A 26,172-nucleotide genomic window follows, 5' to 3' on the forward strand; every position below is an offset into this window, starting at 1 on the left:
GAGGAAACTCGGGGCGGCCTGCTTGGTTGCGTCGGCACTGGTCTTGATGACGCGGGCCGCCTGGCAGCTTCAGAATGAGCGGCCGCGGCTTTGCAGCCGCTACACGGCCTGCCGGACGAAGTGCCCCGGCTCCAATTCGACCAGTGCCTGAGCCGGTGCCCGCCAGTCGAGCGTGCGGATCGGGCTCGGAATTTCGTCGATCGCCAGTTCGCGCCGCAGGCCACGACGGGCAGGATCGGGCACCGGCACAGCCGAGAGCAGCTTGCGCGTATAGGGATGCAGCGGGTTGGCGAAGACAGCCTGGCGCGGGCCGAGTTCGACGATCTCGCCGAGATACATCACCGCGACGCGATGGCTGACGCGCTCCACCACCGCCATGTCGTGCGAGATGAACAGATAGGCCAGCCCGAACTCCGCCTGCAGGTCGAGCATCAGGTTCAGCACCTGCGCCTTGACCGAGACGTCGAGCGCCGAGACCGCCTCGTCGGCGACGACGAGTTTTGGCGAAAGCGCCAGCGCACGCGCGATCGCCAGCCGCTGGCGCTGGCCGCCGGAGAACTCGTGCGGATAGCGCACGCCCATTTCGGGCGTCAGGCCAACGCGGCGCATCAGCTCGGCCACGCGCTCCTTCGCCTCTGGGCCCCGTGCGAGCCCGTGCACCAGGATCGGTTCGGCGATGGCCGCGCCGACGCTCTTGCGCGGGTTCAAGGAGGCGAAAGGGTCCTGGAAGATCATCTGCATGTCGCGGCGGACATCGAGCAGGTCGCTTTTGCCGAGCCCGGTGACGTCGCGCCCGCCGAAGCGGACCGTGCCGGCGGAAGGCTCGACCAGCCGCAGGATCGATCGTCCGGTCGTCGACTTCCCGCAGCCGGACTCTCCGACCAGCGCCAGCGTCTCGCCGCGCTGCAGCGTGAAGGAGACATCCTCGACCGCATGGACGCGACCGCGCAGCCGCCCGAGCAGGCCGCCGCGGATGCCAAAGCGCGTCGTCAGGCCGGAGACCTCGAGAAGCGGCGCCTCGCCGGCCTGCACCGTGTCGGCCGCTTCTGTGGGGACGCCCTGCACCTGCCCGTTGGCGGCGTCGATCGCCGGAAAGCGGAGCGGCCTTCCATGCCCCTCCATGTCGCCGAGCTTGGGCACGGCCGCCAGCAGCGCCTTGGTGTAGCCGTGGACCGGCGCGTTGAAGACCTCGGACGATGGGCCGTCCTCGAGCTTGCGGCCCTTCCACATCACGACCACCCGGTCGGCAATCTCGGCGACGACGCCCATGTCATGCGTGATGAAGAGAACCGACATGCCCTCCTCGTCCTGCAGCGTCTTGATCAGTTCGAGAATCTGCGCCTGGATCGTCACGTCGAGCGCCGTCGTCGGCTCGTCGGCGATCAGCAGCTTCGGCCGGCAGGCGAGCGCGGTCGCGATCATCACGCGCTGGCGCATCCCGCCTGAAAGCTGGTGGGGATAGTTGGAAAAGCGCGCCTTGGCGGACGGAATACGAACCTTCTCCAGCATCCGCAGCGCCTCGGCTTCCGCTGCCTTGCTGTCGAGGCCACGGTGATAGCGCAGCGCCTCGCAGATCTGGTAGCCGACGGTGAGCACCGGATTCAGGCTCGTCATCGGCTCCTGGAAGATCATCGCGATCTCGTTGCCGCGGACTTTCCGCATCTCCTCTTCGGACAGCGCTAGCAGGTCGCGGCCCTCCAGCGCGATCCTGCCCTGGATCCGGCCATTGGCGGCCGAGACCAGCCGCATGATCGAAAGTGCGGTGACGCTCTTGCCCGAGCCGGATTCGCCGACGATCGCGACCGTCTCGCCCGGCGCCACCACAAAGCTCAGGTCCTCGATGGCCCAGCGCCACTGCCCGCCGATGCGGAAGGCGGTCTGGAGGTTCTCGACGGAAAGGACGGGGCCGCTCATCGCTCGCCCTTCAGCTTGGGATCGATCGCGTCGCGCAGACCGTCGCCGAGGATGTTGAGGGCGAAGACGATGATCAGGATGGCCAGACTCGGCGCCAGCACCAGCCAGTAGCTGTCCAGGATATTCTCGAAACCCTCCCGGATCATGCCTCCCCAGGTCGCGGTTGGCGGCTTGACGCCGAGCCCGATGAAGGCGAGCGAGGCCTCCGTGCGGATCGCATTGGCGAGCCAGAGCGAGCCCATGACGAGGATTTCGGGGAAGATGTTGGGCAGGATGTGTCGGCCCATGATCCGGATGTCGGAAAAGGCGAGCGCCCGGCCGGCCTCGATATAGTCGCGCTCCTTGACCGAGATCGTCGGAGCCCGGGCGATGCGGGCGAAGGACGGGATCGACGTCAGTGCGATCGCGATGGTGATGTTCTCCATCGACGGGCCGAGCATGGCGACGAGGATCAGCCCGAGGATCAGCGAGGGGAAGGCGAGCAGGATGTCCATCGCCTGCATCACCACCACGTCGAATTTGCCGCCATACCAGCCGGCGAGAATCCCGATCAACGATCCCAGCACCAAGGCGATCACGGTCGAGGCGACACCGATGACGAGCGAGATGCGCGCGCCGTAGAGCAGGCGCGAGAAGATGTCGCGGCCGAAATAATCGGTCCCGAGATAGAAATTGTCATGCGGCGGCTGCAGCCGGGACAGGATGTTCTGTTCGAGCGGATCATGCGGCGCGATCAGAGGCGCAAGCACCGCCGCAAGGATCACAGCGACGACGATGACGAGGCCGACCCAGGAGGTCTTGTTGGCGTTGAAGGCGCCGATCGTCGCCGTCAACCAGCGCAGGCGCAGGGCGGCCGTGGTGCTTGCATCATGCACGGAGGCGCTCATGACAGCTTCACCCTCGGATCGACCATCGCATAGGTCAGGTCGGTGGCGATGTTCACCAGCACCACGATCAGCGTGTAGATCACCATCATGCCCTGCAGCATGGTGTAGTCGCGCTGGTTCAGCGCGCCCACGATGAGCTTGCCGAGGCCGGGCCGGTTGAAGACGATCTCGGTCAGCACCGAATTGCCGATCAGGATGCCGAGATAGAGCCCGACGATCGTGATCACCGGGATCAGCGCGTTGCGCAGCGCATGCCGCCAGACCACGACGCGCCACGGCACGCCCTTGGCCCGGGCGCTGCGGACATAATCCTCCTGCATCACCTCCAGCATCGCAGAACGCGCGACGCGGGTGATGTAGGCCGCCATGATCAGCCCGAGATTGAGGGCCGGCAGCGCCATCGCCTGGAACCAAGCCGAGAGCGATCCCGAGCCGGCGCTGATCACGGGGAACCAGCGCAACATGATCGAGAACAGGATCAGCAGGATGATCGCCGAGACGAAGGGCGGGAAGGACAGGCCGAGCAGCGAGGCGATGCGCGTGACGTAGTCGGGCATGCGGTTGCGGTTGATCGCGGCCCAGACACCGAGCGGGACGCCGATGGCGACGCCGATCAGCATCGAGACCAACGTCAGTTCCAGCGTCCAGGGCAGCACGGCGAGAATCTCCTGGATCACCGGCCGGCCGGTGACCAACGAGACGCCCCAGTCGCCCCGGATCGCGCCGGTGAGGAAGCTCCAGTATTGTTCGATCAGCGGCGCGTCGAGCCCGAGTCGGGTCCGCATCGCGGCGATCGCGGTCGCGTCGGCCTGGTCGCCGAGGATCACCTGCGCCGGGTCGCCGGGCACGATCCGCACCACGACGAAGACGAGCGACAGCACCGCCAGCAGCGTGACGACCGCGAAGCCCAGACATTTGACGAGGAAGGCGCCCATGGTGCCGTCGGGTTGGAGGGCCGGGAATGCTAGCGCGTCATGCTCGGGCTTGACCCGAGCATCTCTTGTCGAAGTGGCCCGTCATTGCGAGGAGGCGAAGCCGACGAAGCAATCCAGGGTGGCGTGGAGTGCCGCGGCTCTGGATTGCTTCGCTCCGCTCGCAATGACGGACAGCGCTTCGCCTCACTTCGTGAAGCGCGTCGTCTCCAGCACCGGCGGCCCCAGGTTCAGAGACGCCTTGAGCTCGTAGCCGAGGTCGAGGCTGTCCTTGTAGGCCCAGAGCTGCATCATCTCGTTGACCGGAATCGCGCAGACCTGATCGATGATCTTCTTCTGCGCGGTCTTCCAGAGTTCGAGTTGCTTGGCCTTGTCGGTTTCCGAGCGCGCCGCATCGATCTCGGCATCGGCGACGTTGCAATGCGAGAAGTTGGTCACCGCGGTCGGCGTCTTCACGATCGCCCGCGAGTGGAAGAACTGCGACAGATAGACGTCCGCCACGGGGAAGCGCGCCGCCTGGAAATGCACGACCTGCGACAGATCCTGCCGGATCTGCTGGTGGAAGGTCGCGTGCTCGACGGGCTGGATCTCCAGCGTGATGCCGGCCCGCTTCAGCAGCGCCTGCGTCGCCTCGGTGAAGCTCAGCATCGAGGGCAGCGTCGTGTTGATCGCCTTGATCGTCACGCCGTTGGGAAAGCCCGCCTCGGCCAGCAATGCCTTAGACTTGGCGAGGTCGAAAGGCAGCAGCGGCGCCTTCTCGTCGGTGCCGAGATAGCCCGACGGCACCACCGAAACGGACGGCCGCGAGATGTTCTTGCCGCGGAACTGCCAGATCGCGTTGCGATCGATCGCATGCGCGATGGCCTGGCGCACTTTCAGATTGTCCAGCGGCGGCTGGCTCATGTTGAGATGCAGAACCGACATCTCGGCCGGACCCATCGCCACCACCTTGACGCCGGGCAGGGCGGTCATGCGGTCGACCCAGGCCTGCTCCTGGCGGCCGATCATCATGTCGAGTTCGCCGGCCTGGAAGGCGAGATCGCGCGACGAATCCGACGGAATGAAGCGATAGAGGATCTCGGTCAGCTTCGGCTTGCCGCGGAAGTAGTTCGGGTTGGCGGCGAGCTTGGCGTATTGCTGCGGCACGTATTCCTGGAACATGAACGGGCCGGTGCCGACCGGCTTCTTGGCGAAGCCTTCCTTGCCTAGCTCCTCGGCGGCCTTTTTGCAGACCATGTTGCCGCCATGGTAGTTCATCACGATACCCAGCAGGCTCGGGACCGCCTGCTTCAGCGTGATCTTGACCGTGTACTTGTCGGGCGCCTCGACCTTGTCGAAGGCCGAATAATCCGAGGAGAAGGCCGAGCTGTCCTTGCTGGCCGAGCGGCCCAGCGAATAGACCGCATCCTCCGAGGTGAACTCGCCATAGCCGTGATGGCACTGCACGCCCTGGCGCAGCTTGAAGGTCCATTCCTTGCCGTCGTTCGACGAGGTCCAGCTCTCGGCGAGGTCGGGCTCCATGAATTCCGGGGAAAGCTCTCCCGGCTTGATCCGCACCAGCCCGTTGAACATCCACTGCAGCATCGCCTTGCCGGGCGTGCCGGAATTCAGATGCGGATCGAGCACGCCGGCATCCGAGCTTTGCATACCCACGGTCAGCACCGTCTTCTGCGCCAGCGCCGGCGTCGCGAGCAATGCGCCGGCCAATGCGGCAGCGGCGATCAATCGGGTTTTCGTCATCGCAATTCCCCTGCTATTTTTCTTTAGGTCTCGATCAGCCCGGCGCGTTCGCCGGCCTGTCAGCAATTGGCGGGCCAAACCCGTCAGAGCATGTCCTCCAGCCGGCAATTCACCAGCACTTCCGCGACTGATGCATTGTTGGGCAGCGCGAGCACCGTGGCAACCAGTTCGGCCAGATCGGCAGGCTGGGTCATGTCTTCGCGCGGCATGGCGTTGCTCGCGGCCGTCATGTCGGTGGGCACGAAGGAGGGGCATAAAGCCGTGGCCCTCACGCCCTTGTCCCAGGAGATCCGCCGCGCCGCATGGGTCAGCGCGATCATCGCATGCTTGGTCATGTTGTAGGCGATATTGTCGTTGCGCACGCGCTTGCCCGACATCGAGGCGATGTTGACGATGCGGCCGGTGCCGCTCGCCTCCAGATGGGGCAGGGCGTGATGGATCAGGTTGAGCGGCCCCTTGCAGTTCACCGCCCAGATCGCATCGAGCTCCGCTTCGTTGGGCGCGCGTAGCGTCATCGTCGAATGCATGCCGGCATTGTTGACCAGCCCGTCGATCCGGCCAAAACGCGCGACCGCCGCATCGACCCAGGGCCTGTGGCTCGCCCAGTCCTGCGCATCGTAGCGGGCGATGTGGATGCGGCCGGGCTCCCATGCCGCACTCAATTCCGTCAGCGCATCGAGATCGCGTCCGCCCAGGCTCAAGGCATAGCCGGCCTCATAGAGGCGCTGCGCGACGGCGCGGCCGATGCCGCGATTGGCACCGGAGATCAGGATCATGCGGCCGTCTGGAGTGAGCATCCGGTGTCCTCTAGCCGTGCAGCGTCAGCGCAGGTGTGGCAGATCTGAGCCCCGCGAAACGCGCGAACCTGAACGGCGCGAGATCGAAGCGCGGCTGCCTGCCAAGCGCGAGATCGGCGAGGATCTCGCCGGTGGCGGGGCCGATGCCGAAGCCATGCCCGGAGAAGCCGGCCGCCACGATCAAGCCCTCGATGCCGGTATGGCTGTCGAACGCCGGCAGCGCGTCCGGCGTCAGGTCGATCAGCCCGCCCCAGATCCGCGAAACGCCGGCCTCCGCCAAGGCCGGCAGCACCTGAGTCACCCGCTCGATCAGCCCGGCGATGACGACGGCGTGCGGCGCCAGCGCGTCGGGCGTCCAGGACGCCGGGTCGTGCAGCCAGTCGCCCCCGCCGGTGGTGATGCGCAGCCGCCCGTCGAGTTCCTGCCGGCCAGCGGCATCGGCATTGGCGACGCCGAAGACCTGAGCGAAGATCGCCGGCAGCGGCGCGGTCTGCAGCACCGAGACGAGCCTGATCCTGAGCGGCAGGTCGAGCCCGAGCGGCGCCAGCAGCTCCGGCGCATGGACGCCCGTCGCGACGATCACGCGCCCCGCCGAAACGATCTCGCCGGTCGTCGTCTCGACCCCGGTCACGGCATTGCCCGAGGCGATCAGCGCGCGCACGCCGACGCCGTCGCGGATCACAGCGCCGTGTCGGGCGGCTGCCGCGGCGAAGGCGCGCGTCGCCGGGATCGGGTCGGCATGGCCGTCGCCATGGCAGAAGGAGGCGGCCAGGATCGAAGGGCCGATCGCCGGCGCGATCGCGCGGATCGCCGCATTGTCGGGCAGATAGTCGATGTCGAGGCCGAGCGCGCGCTGCGAGACGACGAGGTCGCGGATCAGCTCGACCTCCGCCTCGGTCCGCGCCAGCCTGAGATTGCCGTGCCGGCGATAGCCGGTCTGCGCATCGAGTTCCTCGTCGAGTCCGCTCCAGCGTTCGACCGCAGCCCTCGCCAGCGGCAGTTCCGCCGGGTCGCGGCCCGATTGCCTGACGCCGCCGAGCGTCCAGCCGGATGCCATCGCGGCCAGGCTGCGCGCCTCGAACAGCGTCACGGAATGCCCGGCGCGCGCGATCTCATAGGCCGCCGCCGTGCCGCTGATCCCGCCTCCGACGATCACGACATCGGACATGGAATTACCGGCCCTCCCCAGCGCAAGACGACCTATACCGGTTGTGCCGGCAAAGGATGTCAAGCGCTGCTCCGGGTTGCGCCACTGGTCCGGCACACGCTTTCGACGCTGGCACACAAGATGCAAAGCGCTTCGATGCTCGAAGCCATAGCTCGCGGACGCAAAAGCCCTCGTCCTCCATTGACAGTGCGCTGCGCACCAATTCACCTTCCTGCCAGCCCCGGAGGATTGCCATGACGATCTCGCGCCGCACCCTTCTCGCCGCCGGAGCCAGCCTGCCGTTGCTCAAGGCGCAGGCCTTCGCGCAGACGTCCGGCAAGGTCCTGCGCTTCGGCCTGTCGAGCTTCCCGCCGAGCCTGCAGCCCTGGGTCCACACCGGCACGGCCGCGCTGACGGCCAAGCTCCTGATCTTCCGCGGCCTCACCGGCTTCGACGAGAAGGGCGAGGTCCGGCCCGAACTCGCCGAATCCTGGACGCAGGACGGTCCGACCGGCTGGATCTTCAAGCTGCGCCCGGCGACATTCCACAACGGCAAGCCGGTCACCGCCGAAGACGTCAAATGGACGCTCGAGCAGATCGCCGCGCCCAACTCGACCGCCTTCATGAAGGCGGAGTTCGGCGGCATCGAGCGCATCGAGACCCCCGACCCGCTGACTGTCCGCATCGTCATGAAGGAGCCGACCGCGACGCTGCCGATCTGGCTCGCCAGCCCGCACATGCCGATCGTTGCCAAGGACTCGATCGAGGGTCGTGCCGGGCTCGGCATCGGCGCCGGCCCCTTCGTCATCAAGGATCAGGAGCGCGGCGTCTCGATCGAGGTCGCCAGGTTCGACAAATACTACAAGCCCGGACTGCCGAAGCTCGCCGGCGTCAAGCTGATCGCTTATGCCGACGAGAACCTGCGCGTCGCCGCCCTTCAGGCCGGCGACATCGACCTGATCGAATACGTCCCCTGGCAGCATATGGCGACGATCGAGAAGGATCCGCGCCTGACGCTCGTGGCCGCCGACGGTCCCTTCATGGGGTTGAACTTCAACGGCAGCAACGGTCCCTTCAAGGATGTGCGGCTGCGTCAGGCGGCGGCCCATGCCGTGCGCCGCGAAGAGATCGTCCAGGCCGCCTTCTTCGGGCGCGGCAGCAAGCTCGAAGGCATCCCGATCCTGCCCGGCAGCCCCTATTTCGACAAGGCGCGCTCGGAATTCTGGAAATACGATCCCGACAAGGCCAAAAAGCTGATGGCCGAGGCCGGCGTGCCCAAGGGTTTTTCCTGCACGCTGCTCTCGACGGCGCAGTACGGCATGCACAAATCGACCGCCGAGATCGTCCAGGCGCATCTGGGCGAGATCGGGATCGACGTGAAGCTCAACCTGCCGGACTGGGCCGGCCGCGTCGATGCCGCCGGCAAGGGCCGTTACGAGTTCATGATCCAGGGCACGACGGCCGACAACAACGATCCCGACGGCCTCGCCCCGCTGATCGACGGCGATTTGCCGGCCAACATGGCGCGAAGCTGGACGCTGCCGACGCCCGAGATCCACGCGCTCTTCGCCAAGGGCCGGGCCGAGTTCGACCCTGCCAAGCGCAAGGCGATCTACGCCGAGCTAGAGAAGTTCGCGCTGGAGCAGGCCCCGCTGGTCGGCCTCGCCTGGCGCTCGCAGGGCTACGGCATGGTCAAGGGCGTCACCGGCTTCAAGAGCCTGCCGGGCGGCACCAACTTCTTCTCTGCCTATTCGATGGAAGAGACGGCGCTGGCCTAAGACACCACGTTATCCTCGGGCGAAGCGAAGCGCAGACCCGAGAATCTCCGGCAAGAGATGCTCGGGTCTGCGCCCGAGCATGACGGCGCCTGCGACGCTCACCCCGCCCGCGTGGTCCGCTCCAGCCTCGCAAACCGCTCCAGCCGGAACGGCTTCGGATCGCTCATCGGCGTCTTGCCGGCGACGAGGTCGGCGACCAGCCGGCCTGCGCCCGGCCCGATGCCGAAGCCATGTCCGGAAAAGCCGCTGGCAATGAAGAATCCGGGCAGGCGCGGCACTTCGCCGATCACCGGGACGGCGTCGGGTGTCGCATCGACGAAGCCGCCCCAGACTTGCGCGATCTTCATGCCATTGAAGGCGGGAAAGGCCGCGATCAGATTGGCCTGCGCTTCGCTCAGGATCGACTCAGAAGGCCCCGGATCGAGCACACGATCACGCTCGAAAGGCGTCTCCTCGTCGAGCGTCCAGCGTCGCGCTGTCCTCGCCTCGTCGAGGAAACGCCGGCCGAGATGCAGTCTCAGCTCGTGCCGCTGCTTGACGAGCGAAGGCAGGTAGTCGGCCATCAGCCGGAAGCTGTCAGGCACGATCTCGGCGACGCTCGCGCCACGATGGGCGATGGTGTAGCCGCCATCCTGGCGCTTGCGGAACGCGAAGTCCGAGCCGCCGACGGCATGGGTCGGTGGCCCCTCCAGCGGCTCCGTGCGCAGCACCGAACCCAGCACCTTGAGCTGCGGAAAATCGATCCCGAGATTGCCAAGGAACAGGCGCGACCAGGCACCGCCGGCAAGCACGACGCGCTGGCACGCGATCGTGCCGCGCTCCGTCACTACCGCGCTGACCCGGCCCGCGCTGGTCTCGATCCCGCGCACGGCGCAGCGCGTCAGCACGGTGCCGCCATGGCGGCGCAGCGCGCGAGCCATTGCAGGGACGGCCTTCTGCGGCTCGGCGCGCGCATCGCTGGGCGTAAACAGGGCGCCCGCGAAGGCGCGCTTGCAGCCAGGCAGCACGCTCTCGATCTCGCGCGAGGTCAGCAGCCGTGAGTCGAGCTGGTACTGCCTGGCATGGTCGAGCCAGGCCTCGTGCTCGGCGAGCTTGGCCGGCGTATCGGCGACATAGACGATCCCTGAGCGCGTGAACCCGGTCTCGCCGCCGACCATCTTGTCCATCTCGGACCAGAGCCGCATGCTCTCGAGCCCGAGCGGGATCTCGCTGGCGTCCCGGCCCATGATCCGGACCCAGCCCCAGTTCCGGCCCGATTGTTCGTGGCCGACCTCGCCTTTTTCGCAGACCGTGACGGAAATACCGTCCTTGGCGAGGAACAGCGCCGTCATAATGCCGATGATGCCGCCGCCGATGACGACGACGTCGCTGGACGCCGGCAGCGACGGATCGGGTTCGATCGTCTCGAGCGTGATGCCCATCAGCGCGGCCGGGCAGTTCGAGGGAGTACACCGGTCTTTCGCCGGCTGAGGGGCATGATCAGCGCCATGTTTGGTCCTGCGGGTTCGCCGTCGAAATGCGGACGATAACGTGGTGGGAGTGGCTCAAGGATTTCATGTCTCAGCCGGCAAGCGACCGCAGCGTGCGCCAGCCGCTGTTGTTCGATCCTCATTCCGTGCATCCGACTGGAATAGCGGTGGTTCTTCGACACCGGAAGCAAAAAGCGCACCGGCCAAAGCCGCTGTCCCCTGGCAATGGGGACATTCTGCAGCAGCGCGGCGTACGCCACGATCCGGCGATATGCGAATATCGCGGGGGCTTCGGTCACGGCGCGCCATGGTCGCCCGTGCCTGGCACGACTATCGCTTTGATATCGGGAATGAACGGAGTCGATTGAATGGCGTGGCGGATCGGAATCGACTCGGGCGGCACCTTCACCGATGTCTGTCTCTTCGACGACGCGACCGGCCAGGTCTCGGTCTGGAAGGTGCCCTCCACTCCCGATGATCCGTCCCGCGCCATCGCGCTAGGCACGCTAGAAGGCACGCAGCGCGTCGGCGCCAAACCCTCAGAGATCGCCTATTTCGGCCACGGCACCACGGTCGGCACCAATGCGCTGATCCAGCATCGCGGCGTCAGGACGGGTCTGATCACCACTGACGGCTTTCGCGACCTGATCGAGATCGGCCGCCAGAAGCGGCCCGACCTCTACGATCTTCAGGTCGACAAGGCACCGCCTCTGGTTACCCGCGACCTGCGCTTCGGCGTGATCGAGCGCGTCCGCCATGACGGCTCCGTCGAGACGCCGCTCGACGAGGACGGCGTGCGCCAGGCCGCCCGCGCGCTTAGGCAGGCGGATGTGAAGGCGATTGCCATCGGCTTCCTCTACGGTTTCGTCCGCCCCGAGCATGAGGAAGCCGCCAAGCGGATCGTGCTGGAGGAATGCCCCGATGTCTTCGTCTGCGCCTCGCATGAGGTGGCGCCCGAATTCCGCGAATACGAGCGCATCTCGACGGCGGTGGTGAACGCCTATCTCGGCCCGGTGATGCACAACTACATCCGCCGCCTCGCCGACCGGCTGAAGGAGCTCGGCCTCGTCACCACGCCGCATCTGACCCAGTCCAATGGCGGCGTCATCGGCTTCGACATGGCCGCGCGCCTGCCGGTCCGCACAGTGCTGTCGGGCCCTTCGACCGGCGTCGTCGCGGCGCAGGCGATCGGTGCGATGACCGGGATCGAGAACCTGATCACCTTCGACATGGGCGGCACCTCCTCGGACGTCGCCCTATTGCGCAAGGGCGAGGCCAGGCTCGCCAGCGACGCCGTCGTCCATGGCTACCCGATCAAGGCGCCGATGCTCGACATCCACACGGTCGGCGCCGGCGGCGGTTCGCTCGCGACGATCGATTCCGGAGGGTTGCTGAAGGTCGGTCCGCGCAGTGCCGGCGCCGATCCCGGCCCCGTCTGCTACGGCCGCGGCGCCACCGAGCCCGCCGTCACAGACGCCAATGTCGTCCTCCAGACGCTGAACCCGACGCATCTGCTCGGCGGCCGCATGCCGATCGACCAGGACCTGGCGAAGCAGGCGATCGGCGATCTGGCAAAGACGCTCGGCCTCGACATGATGGCCACCGCCCAGGGCATCATCTCCGTGGTCACCGCCAACATGGCCAAGGCGATCCGCGTTGTCTCGGTCCAGCGCGGGCATGATCCGCGCGACTATGCCCTCGTCGCCTTCGGCGGCGCCGGCCCGCTCCATGCCGCACGGCTGGCCAAGGAGCTGGAGATGAAGCGCATCATCGTGCCGCGCAATCCCGGCATCGGCTGCGCACTCGGCCTGCTGCTGACCGATCTGCGGGCCAATTTCGCGACCACCCGCCTCGCGACGCTGGGCGACGGCCTGGTCGGCGCGATGAGCGAGGCCTTCGCCGGGCTGACCGCGCAGGGCGAGCATTGGTTCGGCGAGGAGCACGTCGCCCCCGCCGACCGGACGCTGCGCCGCACCGTCGATCTGCGCTACCAGGGCCAGAACTACGAACTCTCGATCGACGTGCCCGAAGGGCCGATCTCGGCCGCCACGATTGCGGCGCTGGCGGATGGCTTCGCCGACGCGCATCGGCGTCTCTACGGCTTCGTCGCCGAGGGCGAGGCGGTGCAGCTCGTCACCTACCGCGTCGAGGCGATCGGCTTCGTGCCGAAGGCGCAGTTCCGGCCTCAAGCCGATGCCGGGCCGGATTCCGACCACGCCGTCATCGGCAGCCGCGAGGTCTGGTTTCCCGAGGCCGGAGGTTTCGTCGCCTGCAGCATCTACGATCGCGACAAGCTGAAATCCGGCAACCGCATCACCGGCCCCGCGATCGTCGAGCAGATGGATTCGACCACCGTGCTGCTGCCGGGAATGATCGCGACCGTCGAGCCCTATCTCAACCTGATCCTGGAGACGCCGTGATGACCGCGCCAGCACCCGTCGCCGTCGATCCGATCACGGTCGAGGTCATCGGTTCCTCCTTCGCCTCGATCACCGAGGAAATGGGCGAGGCGCTGGTCAAGGCGAGCTATTCGACCAACATCAAGGAGCGCCGCGACTGTTCGACCGCGCTGTTCGACGTCGAGGGCAACACGCTTTGCCAGGCCGAGCACATCCCGATGCATCTCGGCTCCTTCATCGGCATCATCCCGCATATCCTGAAGCGGCATCCGACGGCGCAGATGAAGCCCGGCGACGTCTTCATCGGTAACGACGCCTATGAGGGCGGCGGCACCCATCTGCCCGACATCGTCCTGGCCGAGCCGATCTTCCATGACGGCACCATGGTCGCATGGGCGGTCAACACCGCCCATCACTCAGATTTCGCCGATCGCGGCCACGCCCACATTTATCAGGAGGGTCTGCGCATCCCGCCGATCCGGCTCTATGACGGCGGCGTGCTTGCCAAGGACGTGCAGGAGCTGATCCTGCTGAATTGCCAGGTGCCGCGCGAGCGGCTCTCCGACCTGCGCGCGCAGATGGCTGCGAACCGGCTGGGCGTCGAGCGCGTCCGGGCGCTCTGCGACAAATATGGCCGCGACACCGTGCTCGCCGCCGGCAGTGCCTTGCAGGACTATGCCGAGCGCAAGATGCGCGCAGGCATCGCCTCGATCCCCGACGGCGTCTATCGTTTCGCCGATTTCTTCGACAACCCCGAAATCGAGACGCCGCTGGAATTCTCCGTTGAGATCACCGTCGCCGGCGATGAGATGACGCTCGCCTTTGAGAGCCCGCCGCAGGCCCGCGCCGGCTTCAACATGGTCTACACCGCGCTGCTCTCGACGGTGTACTACGCCGTCAAGACCGTTTCCGATCCGACGATCCCGCCCAATTCCGGCCTCGCCCGGCCGCTCACGGTCATCGCCGAGCCCGGCACGGTGCTGAACTGCGTCCACCCGGCGGCGGTGAACGGGCGCATCGCGTCCTGCCAGCGCGTCGTCGACCTGATCCACGGCGCGCTCGCCCAGGCCGTGCCGGAGCGGGTGATCGCCGCCTGCTGCGGCACGGCCGCGGCGGCGACCTTCATGGGCGCCATGCCCGGCAGCGGCGAGCTCTGGGTCTATCTCGAGACGATCGGCGGCGGCTCGGGCGCGCGTGCCACCAAGGACGGGCTCGACGGCGTCCACGTCCATATGACCAACACCTCGAATCTCCCGGTCGAGGCGCTGGAACTGGAATATCCGCTGACTTTGCTGCGCTATGAACTCGTCGACGGCTCGGGCGGGCAGGGCCGGCAGCGCGGCGGCATGGGACTGCGCCGCGTCTACCGGGCCGAGGCGCCATGCCGGCTCAATCTCGACAATTCGCGGCTGGCCTCGCAACCCTGGGGCATCGCCGGCGGCGGGCCGGGGCAGGGCGGTTCCTTCGTCTTCAGCGAAGGGGTCGGTCCCTTCGTCAATGGCGACGGCGCGCTCGAAGCCGGCCAGATCGTCGAGATCATCACGCCGGGGGCCGGCGGCTACGGCCCGGCCTGGGAGCGCGATCCTGCGGCGCGGGCGCGCGACCTCCGGGAAGGGCGGTTCGCCGGCTGAGTTCTATCCAGTGTGGAACCGCGCCCGTCATTCCGGGGCTTCGCGAAGCGAAGAGCCCGGAACCCATACGCACTGACGGTTCCAGGTAACCACCACGCGCGTGCACCCTTTTTTCTGCCACCTGAGTTTATGGGTTCCGGGCTCGGCCCTTGCAGGCCGCCCCGGAATGACGGCGGTGGTTCCGGTGAACCTGTTCGGCTTTAAACGCTGGCGCCAATCCGCTCTTCAACCGTCCGCCGTCCGAAATCGCGGCCGGGGATCGAGGCGAGCAGGGCCTGCGTGTAGGCATGCCGGGGATTGCCGAACACTTCGCCGATCGGCCCCGCCTCCATTACCTCGCCGTTCTTCATCACCGCCACGAGGTCGCAGACCTGCGCTGCGACCCGCAGATCGTGGGTGATGAAGATGATCGAGAGGCCGAGCCGCTCGCGCAATTCCGCCAGCAGCTTCAGCACCTGTGCCTGTACCGAGACGTCGAGCGCCGAGACCGCCTCGTCGGCGACCAGCACAGCGGGTCCGAGCGCCAGCGCGCGCGCCAGGCCGATGCGCTGGCGCTGCCCGCCCGAGAATTCGTGCGGATAGCGATCCATCGCGGCGGGATCGAGCCCGACCAGTCGAAACAGCTCCCGCGCCTTGGCCAGCGCCTCCGCGCGCGGCGTGCCGTGCACCACGAGACCCTGCGCGACCAGCTCGCCCGCCTTGCGGCGCGGGTTGAGCGAGGCGAACGGGTCCTGGAAGACCATCTGGATATGCTTCGTCTCGGCGCGCATCTCGGCGCGCGACAGGCTCGCGAGATCGCGGCCGTTCAGATGGATCGAGCCGCTGTCAGGATCGATCAGGCGCACCAGGCAGCGCGCCAGCGTCGATTTGCCGGAGCCGGATTCGCCGACGATGCCGAGCGTCCCGCCGCGCGGCAGCACCAGCGACACATCCTTGACCGCATGCGTCACGCGCTGGCCGCGGCCCAGAAAGCCGCCGGTGCGATAGGTCTTCGAGACATGCTCGATCATCATGATCGGCTTGTCCGACAGCGCGCGCGGCGGCGGGGCCTGCAACGGCGGCACGGCGGCGATGAGCTGCTTGGTATAGGAATGCTGCGGGTTGAGCAGCACCTCGCTCACGGTCCCCTGCTCGACGACGCGGCCCTGGCTCATCACCGCGACCCTATCGGCAATCTCGGCGACGACGCCGAAATCATGGGTGATGAACAGAACCGCCGTACCCTTGCGCGACTGCAGTTCCCGGATCAGCGTCAGGATCTGCGCCTGCGTCGTCACGTCGAGCGCGGTCGTCGGCTCGTCGGCGATCAGGACCTTGGGATCGAGCGCGAGTGCCATCGCGATCATGGCGCGCTGGCGCTGCCCGCCCGACAATTCGTGCGGATAGGCCTTGGCCGCCGCGATGGGGTCGGGAATGCGGACCTCTTCGAGCAGGACTTGCACCTTCGCCCTGATCTGCGCCTTGCCGAGATCGGTATGGATCTCGAACATCTCGCCGATCTGGTCGCCGATGCTGCGCAGCGGGTTCAGCGCCGTCATCGGCTCCTGGAAGATCATGGCGATGCCGGCGCCGCGGACCGCGCGCATGTCGATCTCGCTGACGCCGGCGAGGTCGCGCCCCTCGAACAGGATGCGCCCGCCATCGATCGCGACGCCGCCCGGCAGCAGCCGCATGATCGTGTTGGCGGTCATCGACTTGCCCGAGCCCGACTCGCCGACGACGCAGAGGATCTCGCCGGCCGACACGGAAAGCGTGACGTTGGACATGGCGTGCGGGCGGTCGGCGCCGTCAGGCAGCCTCACGCTGACGTCGTCGAGGACGAGGATCGGGGTCATCGGCCCTTCAATCGCGGATTGAGCGCATCGTTCAGGCCCTGCCCGACGAGCGAGACGGCGAGCACGGTGATCAGGATGGCGACGCCGGGAATCGCCGAGACGTACCATTGCACGCGCAGCACGTCGCGCCCGACGCCGATCAGATTGCCCCAGGAGGCGACATTGGGGTCCGACAGCTTGAGGAACGCCAGCGCGCTCTCGAGCAGGATCGCGATCGCCATCACCACGCTGGCATAGACGATCACAGGCGGCAGGGCGTTGGGCAAAATCTCGCCGAAGATCAGCTTCGCGTCCTTCAGGCCGAGCGTGCGCCCGGCCTGAACGAATTCGCGGTTGCGCAGCGACAGGAACTCGGCCCGCGTCAGACGCGCCGAAGCCGGCCAGGAGACGATGCCGATCGCCAGCGTCACGGTCGTGATCGTCGATCCGAAGACCGCGACGAGAACCAGCAGAAGCAGGAAGTTCGGCAGCGTCTGGAAGGCCTCGGTGATCCTCATCAGCGCGGTATCGACCCAGCCGCCATGATAACCTGCCAGCGCCCCGACCGTGATGCCGATCATCACCGAGATCGTCGTCGCCACCAGCCCGATCAGCAGTGAGATCCGCGCACCGTGAAAGATCTGCGCGGCGATGTCGCGGCCGGAATTGTCCGTGCCGAGCGGGAAGCGCGGATTGGCGAACGGCCACAGCAGCGGGCGCCCGGCCAGCGCTAGCGGGTCGCGCGGATAAAGCCAGTCGGCGCTCAGCGCCGCAGCCACCACCAGCACGAGCAGGACCAGGCCGATGATGGCGGGCGGGCTGCGGAGATAGAGCTTCAGCACCTGCATCTCTCAGGTTCCGGTGGTGATGCGCGGGTCGAGCCGCGCATAGAGCAGGTCGACGATGAAGTTGACCACGATGACCAGCAGCGCCGAGACGAAGACGATGCCGAGCAGCGTGTTGAGGTCGCGCTGGACGACCGATTCATAGGCGAGCCGACCGAGCCCCGGCAGCGAGAACACGCTCTCGACCACGACCGAGCCGCCCAGCATCGTGCCCGCCTGCAGGCCGATCAGCGTCACCATGGGCAGGAGCGCGTTGCGCAGCACATGGCGCACGATGACGCGCGTCTCGTCCATGCCCTTGGCGCGGGCGGTGCGGACGAAATCGAGGTTCAGCACCTCCAGCATCGAGCCGCGCATGATGCGCAGATAGATCGCCATGTAGAACAGGCCCAGCGTCAGCGTCGGCAGCGTCAGATGCCGCGCGATGTCGAGCGTCCGGCGCAGGCCCGTCAGGCCGACGGTGATGTCCTCATAGCCGCCGGCCGGTAGCCATTGCAGGTAGATCGCGAAGACGACGATCGCCATCAGGCCGAACCAGAAGGTCGGCATGGCGTAGAAGACGAGCCCGAGCGTCGAGATCAGCGTATCCTGCCAGCGGTTGACGCGACGCGCCGCGACGACGCCGAGGATCAGCCCGAAGAAGAAGGCAAGCGAGAGCGAGGCCGTCATCAGGAGCAGCGTCGCAGGCAGGCGCTCGGCGATGACCGTCGCGACCGGCTTGCCATAGATCGCCGAGAAGCCGAGATCCAGCCTGACCAGTCGCCAGAGATAATTGGCGAGCTGCGCCCCGACCGTGAGATCGAGTCCGTAGAACTCGCGCAGCTGCTTGGCCGTGGTCGCGTCGCCCCCGCCCATCTGCGCCATCATCGCGTCGACCGTGTCGCCCGGCGCAAGCTGGAGCAGCAGGAAGACCCCGATCAGGATCAGGAACAGCGTCGGGATCGAGGCGGCCAGACGCCGCCCCGCGAGAGCTAGAACGCGCATGGGACAGTCGATTCGATGGATACGCGAGAAATAGCATTCTGGCTCAGAAACACTCCGTCATCCCGGACGCAGCGCAGCGGAGATCCGGGATCCATCATAGAGCGCCATCGAGCCCTGGGATGGATCCCGGATCGGCGCGGCTGCGCGGCTTGTCCGGGATGACGCAGAGGTTGGATGAGACTCACTCAGCCAACCACAGATCATGCCAAGAGGACGAGCCCCAGCGCGGTGTGTTGGAATGATTGCGCGCCTTGGCGGTGATCGCGGTCAGGAAGATCTGCTCGATGGGCGTCCAGATCGGCAGCTCCGTATTGGCCCGCCGGACGAAATCGCCATAAAGCGTCTTGCGCTTGGCGACATCGACCTCGGTCGCCGCATCGTCGATGATCTTGTCCATGGTCTCGTCGGTCCAGCCCCACTGGTTGGTCCAGGGCGCGCCCTTGGGCTGGCCGGAGCGATACCAGACCGTGGTCGAGACGGCCGGGTCGTTGCGGTACTGGTGCCAGCCGGTGGCGAGATCGAACTCCCAGTCGTTATAGACCTGCTTCAGGAAGCCGCCGCCATCGGTGCGGACGACCTCGACCTTGATGCCGACCTCGCTCAGCGACTGCTGGATGAAGGTGGCAAAGAGCGAGATGTCCTCGCCCCAGGGCGCCGGCAGCAGCCTCAAGCTGAAGCGAGTCCCACCCGCGCCGGCCTTGAAGCCGGCCTCGTCGAGCAGCTTGATCGCGGTCGCCTTGTCGTAAGGGTACTGCGGGCCGTTGTCGGCCGGATAGAAATCGGTCGAGACCGAAGGCACCGGGCCGGTGCCGCGCTTGGCGAAATCGCCGAGGAAGTTCTCGATGAAGAACGGGATGTTCAGCGCATGTGCGATGGCGCGGCGCACCCGGATATCGGCCAGCTCCTTGCGGCGGAAATTGAATTCCACCGTGTTGGTGCGGGCATTGCCCTCGTTGCCCTTGGTCGAGATGATGAAGCGCGGGTCCTTCGACAAACGCGCGGAGTCCGAGATCGTCAGCCCGGAGAACGGGCTGTAATGGATCTGGCCGGCTTCCATCTGGGCGGCCGCCGCCGCACGGTCGGTGACGACGCGCCAGACGATCCGGTCGAGATGGGGGGCGTTTTGCCGCCAGTAGTTCGGGTTGCGGTCGGCGATGACGTGCTGGCCGCGCTCGTAAGCCACGAACTTGAACGGCCCGGTGCCGACCGGGGCCAGGTTGACCGGGTTCTGGCGGATATCGCCCTTGTCCTCGTAGAGATGGCGGGGCGAGATGTAGCCGAGATCGGGCAAGGCGCGCAGCAGCAGCGCCAGCGGCATCGGCCGTTCGTAGCGGAACACGGCGGTCAGCGGGTCGGGCGTGTCGACGGCGGTGAGGAAGAGCTGCAGCGTCGTGCCGTAGTTCAGGATCTTCTTCCACATCTCCATCGCGGTGAACTGGACGTCCGCCGAGGTGAAGGGCTTCCCGTCATGCCAGGTCACGCCGGGCCGCAGCTTGAAGGTGATGGTCTTGCCGTCGGGCGCCGCCTCCCAGCTCGTTGCCAGCACGCCGACCGGGTTGCCGGCCGCGTCGAGATCGACGAGCTGTTCCTGAATCTTGCCACCGATGATGTAGACGCCGGTCGAGGCCTGAAGGCTCGGATTGAGCTGGCGCTGCTCGGCACCGTAATGGACGGTGAAGACGCCGCCCTTGCGCGGCGTCTCCTGCGCGAAGCTGCGCATCGGAAACAGCACGTTGGAGGCGATGGCGGCGCTCGTCATCAGCGCGGCGCGGCGGGTCATGTCCATGTCAAATCTCCCAGCATGATCGACTGAAGCAAAAATTGGTCCGGTCGCGGCGGGCGCCGCGCAATCTCGGTCGAAGAGTCAGGCGCTCACAGCGCAACGAAGCTGACGATGACGCCGTTGGCCGCACTGGCCGGCGCGCTCACCGCCCCATCATGCGCGACGGCGAGTGAGCCCAGAGCCTTAGTCGCGCCGGCGAGGTCGGACGTCGCGACGACGATCGCCGCAGCACCCTCCGGCGCAGCCCCGTCCCGCACGGCTTCGGGATAGCGCTCGGCGAGCCCGGCCGCGTCGTAGAACAGGAAATCGGCACGTCCCTTGCCCGACGCCACGATCCAGGCATCGCCGCCTTGCGTCGCCTGCTCGGCGATCAGTGCCTCCAGCCGGGCAGCCGCCGCGGCAGGATCGGCCGTCACGACCTCGATGCGCAGCAGCCGCGAGGCCCCGTTGGCATGATCCTGCAGCGCCGGAATCCACACCGTCTCGCGGGTCAGATGCTCGCAGGCGAAGATCCGCACGCCGCCGGGGCTCTCGTCGAGCGGCCAGCGGAAGACGTTGAACTTCGCCTCGCCGGTGCCGCCATCGGGCAGTTCGACGGGCCGCCCGAAATGCACCGGCCCCAGCGCCGCATGGCCGCGCGCCTTCAGCTCGTCCGCGCCTGCCGCGGCATTGTCCGTGGTGAAGGCGACGCGCTCGATGCCCTCGCGTGTCGCCAGAAAGTCGCGCGTCGGCTTGTTGTGCTCCGTCTCGGCCAGGATGCCGAGCAACTCGACATAATCCTCGCCGAACATGATCGTGTAGTTGCCCGACCCAAGGATCGGGGAATGCGTGCCGCGCGGCGACACGGTGAAGCCGAGCCGCTTCCAGAGACCGGCGGAGGCGTCGAGATCGCGGACGGTGACGACGACATGATCGACGCCGAGGACGTGCTTAAGAGGCATGGGATCGGTTCTCTGGATTGACGCCGGCGGATCGGAGGGCCGGTCCGCCAAGTGGTGCCGAAAGGAACCATGTGGAGAAGAAAATTTCAACAGAATGAGCTGTTCGGCCAAAAAATAGACATTTCTGCTAAAGTACTTCGCTCAAGCAGATGAAAATACTGCAACTCACGATCTCGGCAGTGCGAGCGTTCCCGTTGGCCTCGTTCGGCCGTCGCAAGAGCGGCACAGGGTATTGCACGGGGCGTTCCTTCGCCTTCCGGATCACCGCTCCGCCCGTGGCACGAAAAACGGCGTGCTCTCCAGTTCCGGCTCGTCAAAGGCTTCGAGATCGGCCCGGATCGGGCCCAGATCCTCGCGGAAGAACGCGTCTGTGATCGCTATGGCGATGCGCTCGGCGGCGATCGCGGTCCCGGGAATGTCGCTGGCGATGGCGCCATGGCTCGCATGGGCGCCGTAGTTGAGCAGATGGATGCGGCCCAGCCCCGAAGGCGCTTCGGCCGTGCGCGGCATCAGCTCAAAACCCGGCCCGAGATAGGGATGGGCCGCGAGGTCGGGGCGTCGCAGGGCTTGGGGCGGCTGGTGGACGTCGCCCCAGCGCGCGATGGCGCCTGCGAAATCCGCCAGCTCCGGAACGCGGTCGAGATCGATCGCGAAGCCCGTGCCGACGATCAGGAAATCATGCTGTCGGGGCGCGGTGCCATCCTTCGTCGCGACCGCCAGTTCGACGCCGTCGCCGGATTTTTTCGCGGACTTTACGGCCTGACCGAGATGAACCCGCAGCCCTTTTTGCTTCAGCCCGCGCAGCACGGTCTCATGCGGCGGCGGCGCCTGGGCCTCGCTGAGATAGACGAAGAGCGACCAGCGCTCGGCGTCGTCGAGCGCGTTCCAGCCATGGAAGAAGCCGGGTGTGGCCGAGCCGCGTCCCTTGTTGATCTGGGGCAGGGCGGCACGGCGGATATACATATCGACGCTGCCGACACCGCGTTCCAGTGCGGTCGCGGCATTGTCCCAGGCCGAGGCGCTGCCGCCCAGCACGGCGATGTTCTTGCCCGCAAGCGCAGCAAAATCGATCGGCTCGTTGCTGTGTGCCGCGCGATCGGGCCAGAGCGCGGGATCGACGAAGGCGGGGACATAGTTGCCGCCGGCGCCGCCGCGACCCGTCGCGAGCACGACCCGGCGGGCATGGGTGACGCGGTCGCCCGCCGCCGAATGCGTATGCAGAACGAGATGGTCGCCCTCTTCGCTGATCCGCGAGACTTTCACGCCATGGCTGACCGGCAGGGCGAGCACGCGCTGCAGCCAGGACAGGTAGTCGACCCACATCGCATTGGGGATCTTGTAGAGCGCATCCCACGCCTCGGTCCCGAAGATGGCGTCATGCCAGGCGCGAAAGGTCAGCGACGGAATGCCGGCGATCGGGCCGGGCAGGATTTTCGGCGAGCGCAGCGTGTCCATGCGGGCATAGGTCGTCCACGGCCCCTCGCGACCCGGCGCTTCGGCCTCGAACAGGCGGATATTGCCGATGCCCTTGAATTGCAGCGCGGCGGCCGCGCCGATCCCGTTCATGCCGGCACCGATGATGGCGACGTCCAGGATCGCTTCGCCGGCAGGCGTCATGTGCGGCCTGAGCCATGGCTTTGCCGGCAGGTTGAGCAGGTCGAGGTCGCGCGCAACGTTGCGCTCATGGGCCGCCAGCGGCGAAAGCGGGTGATGGTCGATCTGGTTCAAGCTAGGGTCTTCGCGGTTGCAGCATTGACCTGCCTATATGCTCGCAGGTGCCGTCGTCTGTCGACCGCCAACCTGGCGGAGTATGGTCCCGTGCTTCGACTGGCGGGACGGTGGCATGGTACCAGACAATATCGGGCGACGACGGATGGCTGTGCATGAGTGACGTGAATTCCGGTAGTCAGGTGCCGAACGCTACCCGATCGCTCAGGGAGCGCGTCGGGGCGCTGCGCAATCTGCGCCCCTTCATGGCGATGGTCTGGCGCACCAGTCCGCTGCTGACGACGGTCTCCCTGCTGCTCAGGTTGACGCGCGCGCTCTTGCCGGTTGCAGCCCTGTTCGTCGGCAAACTGATCATCGACGATGTCGTGCTTCTGCTGCAGCAGCCGGACAGGCCGCCGACATTGACGCAATGGTGGGAAAGCGGCCGGCTGAACGGGCTAGCGCTTCTCATCTTCGCGGAATTCGCCCTGGCGATCCTTGCCGACGTGCTGGGGCGGATCGTCTCGCTCGTCGACGGCATGTTGTCCGAGACCGTCAACAACGCCTCCAGCATCCGCCTGATGCAGCACGCCGCCACGCTCGACCTCGAGGATTTCGAGGATTCGGAGTTCCAGGATCAGCTCGAACGCGCCCGCCGCCAGACCAGCGGCCGCCTGACGCTGCTCGGCCAGCTCTTCGGCCAGGCGCAGGACATCGTCACGGTGGCGAGCTTTGCCGCAGGCCTTGTCATCTATGCGCCCTGGCTGATCGTGCTCTTGCTTGTGGCGCTGGTGCCGGCCTTTCTCGGCGAGACGCATTTCAACGCGCAAAGCTACTCGCTCGATTTCGGCCGCACGCCGGAGCGGCGCGAGCTCGATTACGTCCGCCAGACCGCGGCCAGCGTCGAGACGGCCAAGGAGGTCAAGATCTTCGGCCTCAACGCCTTTCTGATCGATCGCTATGCCCGCCTTGCCGCCTCCTTCTACACCGCCAACCGCAGGCTTGCGCTGCGCCGGGCGGGTTGGGGCGGCATCTTCACGACGATCGGCACGGTCGGCTACTATCTCGCCTTCGCCTATATCGTCTGGCGCACGCTCGCCGGCGAATTCTCGATCGGCGACCTGACCTTTCTGGCGGGCTCCTTCCGCCGCCTGCGGACGCTGCTGGAAGGCCTGCTGTCGGGCTTCTCGACGACCGCTTCGCTGGCGCTCTATCTTAACGACCTGTTCGCCTTCTTCGAGGTCGAGCCGGAAATCCATTCGCCCCCGAACCCGCTGCCGCTGCCGGATCCGATCCGCGAGGGCTTCGTCTTCGAGGATGTCGGCTTCATCTATCCCGGCGCCGAGCGCTGGGCCGTGCGTAATCTCAGCTTCACGCTGAAGGCGGGCGAGGTGCTGGCGCTGGTCGGCGAGAACGGCGCCGGCAAGACCACGCTGGTCAAGCTGCTGACGCGGCTCTACGACCCCGACGAAGGCCGCATCCTGCTGGATGGCCGCGATCTGCGCGATTACGACCTCGATGCGCTGCGCGGCAGCATGGGCGTCATCTTCCAGGATTTCGCGCGCTACAATCTCACCGCCGGCGACAATATCGCGGTCGGGCGGATCGAGGCGCGCGGCGACCATGCCCGGATCGCGCGCGCAGCTGAGAGGAGCCAGGCCGATGCCATCATCGCGCGGCTGCCGGCCGCCTACGACCAGATGATCGGCAAGCGCTTCAAGAACGGCATCGAGCTCTCGGGCGGCGAGTGGCAGAAGATCGCCATCGCGAGGGCCTATATGCGCGAGGCGCAGGTCCTGGTGCTCGACGAGCCGACAGCCGCGCTCGATGCCCGCTCCGAATTCGAGGTCTTCAAGCGCTTCAAGGAGCTGAGCCAGGGCAAGACCGCCATCCTGATCTCGCACCGCTTCTCCAGCGTGCGGATGGCGGACCGTATCCTCGTCCTGGCCGGCGGCAGGGTCGAGGCGCAAGGGACGCATGACGAACTGATCGCCCAAGCCGGGCGCTACGCCGAACTTTTCGAGTTGCAGGCCGCGGGCTATCGCTGACGCCCTACCGCGAAAACCTCACCGGCACGGCCAGCGTCAGCGTGCTGCCGCCCACGCCGCTCGGCGGAGCCGGAACCGGGCTGGCGCGGCGGATCATCCCGACCGCTTCCTCGTCGAGGGCGGGATCGCCGGACGAACCGGCGAGCCTGGCCGAGAGGACGCGGCCGGCGCGATCGATCGAGAAGGCGATCTGGACGGTGCCCGGATTGGCTCCGCCCGGAAAGCGCTTGTAGCGATTGAGATGGGCGATCAGCGAGCCGCGCCAGCTTGCCGGCGAGACGGACGGCGTCGATTCGGCGCCTTGCGGTGCGGCGTTGGGCGCCGAGGATTGCGGCGGCGCCGGTGGCGGCGCGGCAGCCTGGCGCGCACGCGGACGCTCGGGCTTGCGCTCGACGATGCGCGGCTTCGGCGGCGGCTTGCGCTCGACGGGCTTGGCGATCTCCTTGGGCCGTTCCGGGGGTGGCGGCGCGAGGACAGCGGCCGCGTCGGGCAGCGTCGGCAGGTCCGGCAGCTTGATCTCGGGTTCTGGAGCCTGCACGGGCGTCGGCTCGGGCGGCGGCGGCTCGACCGGCTGCTCCATGACGGGTTCCGGCGGCGGAGGCGGCGGTTCGGGCTCGGGAGGAGGCGTCTCCTTGACCGGCTCCGGCGGCGTCTCGGGCTCGACGCGCTCGGGCGCCGGCGGCAAGGTCTCGGCGGGCGCCTCGGGAGCGACCGAAACGGCCGCAAGCTCGATCATGATGGCCGGTTCCGGCGCGCCGGCGGCGGCCTCGGCGGCCGAGGGGCGCCAGTTCACGCCGACCCAGGCCAGCCCGCCATGCGCCGCGACGACGGCAAGGCCGGCCGTACTCCAGCGCAGCACGGCGAGAAGGCGGCGAGGTCTGGCCTGTCCGATCATGGCCGGGGCGCTCCTGTCGCTGCGGGCGCCGGCCCTTGGCCGGTATCCTCGAGCCCGACCAGCGCGATCTTGAGATAACCCGCGCTGCGCAGCAGGTTCATCACGTCCATGAGCTCGCGATACGCCACCGTTCCGTCGGCGCGCAGGAAGATCCGGCTTTCGCGGTCCCTGTTCGTGCGCTGGTCGAGGGTCGCCTGCAGCGATTCGCGCCCGATCGTGTCGTTGCCGAGCGCGAGCGTGAGGTCGCCCTTGACCGTGAGGAACAGCGGCGCCTCGGGGCGCGGCTGCGGCTGTGCATTGGACACCGGCAGGTCGACCGCGACATCCACCGTGGACAGCGGGGCCGCGACCATGAAGATGATCAGCAGCACCAGGATCACGTCGATGAAGGGGGTGACGTTGATCTCGGAGACCTCCGCGAGATCGCCGTCCTGCGGATCCTTGAGCGAGACGGCCATGGC

The 26,172-nt window shown here is 67.1% G+C and carries 19 protein-coding genes; 4 read left to right on the plus strand and 15 right to left on the minus strand.

Features of this window, described 5'->3' with window-relative positions; translation table 11 throughout:
• Positions 1-99: 99 nt before the first annotated feature.
• The 6 genes from AXW83_RS05305 to AXW83_RS05330 form a co-directional block, all read right to left on the minus strand.
• Entirely contained in the window at positions 100-1,914 is a 1,815-nt protein-coding gene (locus AXW83_RS05305; RefSeq protein ID WP_066611276.1) for an ABC transporter ATP-binding protein, read from the minus strand.
• Complete coding sequence (locus tag AXW83_RS05310) at positions 1,911-2,801, minus strand: ABC transporter permease (RefSeq protein WP_066611277.1); 891 nt, start codon at positions 2,799-2,801, stop codon at positions 1,911-1,913. Before AXW83_RS05310 ends, AXW83_RS05305 begins: the two co-directional genes overlap by 4 nt.
• Positions 2,798-3,736 carry an ABC transporter permease gene (locus AXW83_RS05315; protein ID WP_066611279.1) on the minus strand — a complete coding sequence of 313 codons (939 nt, stop codon included), beginning with the start codon at positions 3,734-3,736 and terminating at the stop codon, positions 2,798-2,800. Before AXW83_RS05315 ends, AXW83_RS05310 begins: the two co-directional genes overlap by 4 nt.
• Positions 3,737-3,919: 183 nt before the next feature.
• Positions 3,920-5,473 (minus strand): ABC transporter substrate-binding protein, encoded by a 1,554-nt coding sequence (locus tag AXW83_RS05320; RefSeq protein WP_066611281.1) that lies wholly within the window; start codon positions 5,471-5,473, stop codon positions 3,920-3,922.
• Between the two features lie 83 nt (positions 5,474-5,556).
• A complete protein-coding gene (locus AXW83_RS05325) occupies positions 5,557-6,270 on the minus strand; it encodes an SDR family NAD(P)-dependent oxidoreductase (protein WP_066611282.1) in 714 nt (237 codons plus the stop codon).
• Between the two features lie 10 nt (positions 6,271-6,280).
• Complete coding sequence (locus tag AXW83_RS05330) at positions 6,281-7,438, minus strand: NAD(P)/FAD-dependent oxidoreductase (RefSeq protein ID WP_066611283.1); 1,158 nt, start codon at positions 7,436-7,438, stop codon at positions 6,281-6,283.
• 233 nt (positions 7,439-7,671) lie between these two features.
• Here AXW83_RS05330 and AXW83_RS05335 point away from each other — a divergent pair, with 233 nt between their 5' ends.
• Positions 7,672-9,195, plus strand: a complete 1,524-nt coding sequence (locus AXW83_RS05335; protein WP_066611284.1) for an ABC transporter substrate-binding protein — start codon at positions 7,672-7,674, stop codon at positions 9,193-9,195.
• A 98-nt stretch (positions 9,196-9,293) separates the two neighbouring features.
• Here AXW83_RS05335 and AXW83_RS05340 read toward each other — a convergent pair whose 3' ends face one another.
• Entirely contained in the window at positions 9,294-10,619 is a 1,326-nt protein-coding gene (locus tag AXW83_RS05340; RefSeq protein ID WP_442855241.1) for an NAD(P)/FAD-dependent oxidoreductase, read from the minus strand.
• 413 nt (positions 10,620-11,032) lie between these two features.
• Between AXW83_RS05340 and AXW83_RS05345 the strand changes: the two genes are divergently transcribed.
• Positions 11,033-13,084, plus strand: coding sequence for a hydantoinase/oxoprolinase family protein (locus AXW83_RS05345; protein WP_066611290.1), 2,052 nt, complete (start codon positions 11,033-11,035; stop codon positions 13,082-13,084).
• Complete coding sequence (locus AXW83_RS05350; RefSeq protein ID WP_066611291.1) at positions 13,084-14,694, plus strand: hydantoinase B/oxoprolinase family protein; 1,611 nt, start codon at positions 13,084-13,086, stop codon at positions 14,692-14,694. Before AXW83_RS05345 ends, AXW83_RS05350 begins: the two co-directional genes overlap by 1 nt.
• A 200-nt stretch (positions 14,695-14,894) precedes the next feature.
• Here AXW83_RS05350 and AXW83_RS05355 read toward each other — a convergent pair whose 3' ends face one another.
• From AXW83_RS05355 to AXW83_RS05380, 6 genes are all read right to left on the minus strand, one after another.
• Entirely contained in the window at positions 14,895-16,529 is a 1,635-nt protein-coding gene (locus AXW83_RS05355; RefSeq protein WP_066611292.1) for an ABC transporter ATP-binding protein, read from the minus strand.
• Positions 16,526-17,356, minus strand: a complete 831-nt coding sequence (locus AXW83_RS05360) for an ABC transporter permease (protein WP_066611293.1) — start codon at positions 17,354-17,356, stop codon at positions 16,526-16,528. Before AXW83_RS05360 ends, AXW83_RS05355 begins: the two co-directional genes overlap by 4 nt.
• A 3-nt stretch (positions 17,357-17,359) precedes the next feature.
• Entirely contained in the window at positions 17,360-18,337 is a 978-nt protein-coding gene (locus AXW83_RS05365; protein WP_066611294.1) for an ABC transporter permease, read from the minus strand.
• 181 nt (positions 18,338-18,518) lie between these two features.
• The gene (locus AXW83_RS05370) at positions 18,519-20,123 is read right to left on the minus strand and encodes an ABC transporter substrate-binding protein (protein WP_066611297.1); all 1,605 of its coding nucleotides are present in this window, start codon (positions 20,121-20,123) and stop codon (positions 18,519-18,521) included.
• Between the two features lie 86 nt (positions 20,124-20,209).
• Entirely contained in the window at positions 20,210-21,061 is an 852-nt protein-coding gene (locus AXW83_RS05375) for a VOC family protein (protein ID WP_066611299.1), read from the minus strand.
• Positions 21,062-21,322: 261 nt separating this feature from the next.
• Positions 21,323-22,789 (minus strand): NAD(P)-binding domain-containing protein, encoded by a 1,467-nt coding sequence (locus AXW83_RS05380; RefSeq protein ID WP_066611301.1) that lies wholly within the window; start codon positions 22,787-22,789, stop codon positions 21,323-21,325.
• A 155-nt stretch (positions 22,790-22,944) separates the two neighbouring features.
• On the opposite strand from AXW83_RS05380, the gene AXW83_RS05385 reads away from it, so the two are divergent.
• On the plus strand, positions 22,945-24,816 hold the full coding sequence (locus AXW83_RS05385; protein ID WP_066611302.1) for an ABC transporter ATP-binding protein: 1,872 nt from the start codon (positions 22,945-22,947) through the stop codon (positions 24,814-24,816).
• A gap of 4 nt (positions 24,817-24,820) precedes the next feature.
• On the opposite strand, the gene AXW83_RS05390 is transcribed toward AXW83_RS05385, so the two are convergent.
• Positions 24,821-25,711, minus strand: a complete 891-nt coding sequence (locus tag AXW83_RS05390; RefSeq protein ID WP_066611303.1) for an energy transducer TonB family protein — start codon at positions 25,709-25,711, stop codon at positions 24,821-24,823.
• Positions 25,708-26,169 carry a TonB system transport protein ExbD gene (exbD, locus tag AXW83_RS05395; RefSeq protein WP_066611304.1) on the minus strand — a complete coding sequence of 154 codons (462 nt, stop codon included), beginning with the start codon at positions 26,167-26,169 and terminating at the stop codon, positions 25,708-25,710. Before exbD ends, AXW83_RS05390 begins: the two co-directional genes overlap by 4 nt.
• Positions 26,170-26,172 lie beyond the last annotated feature (3 nt).

It is taken from the genome of Bosea sp. PAMC 26642, assembly GCF_001562255.1.
Taxonomy (GTDB): domain Bacteria; phylum Pseudomonadota; class Alphaproteobacteria; order Rhizobiales; family Beijerinckiaceae; genus Allobosea.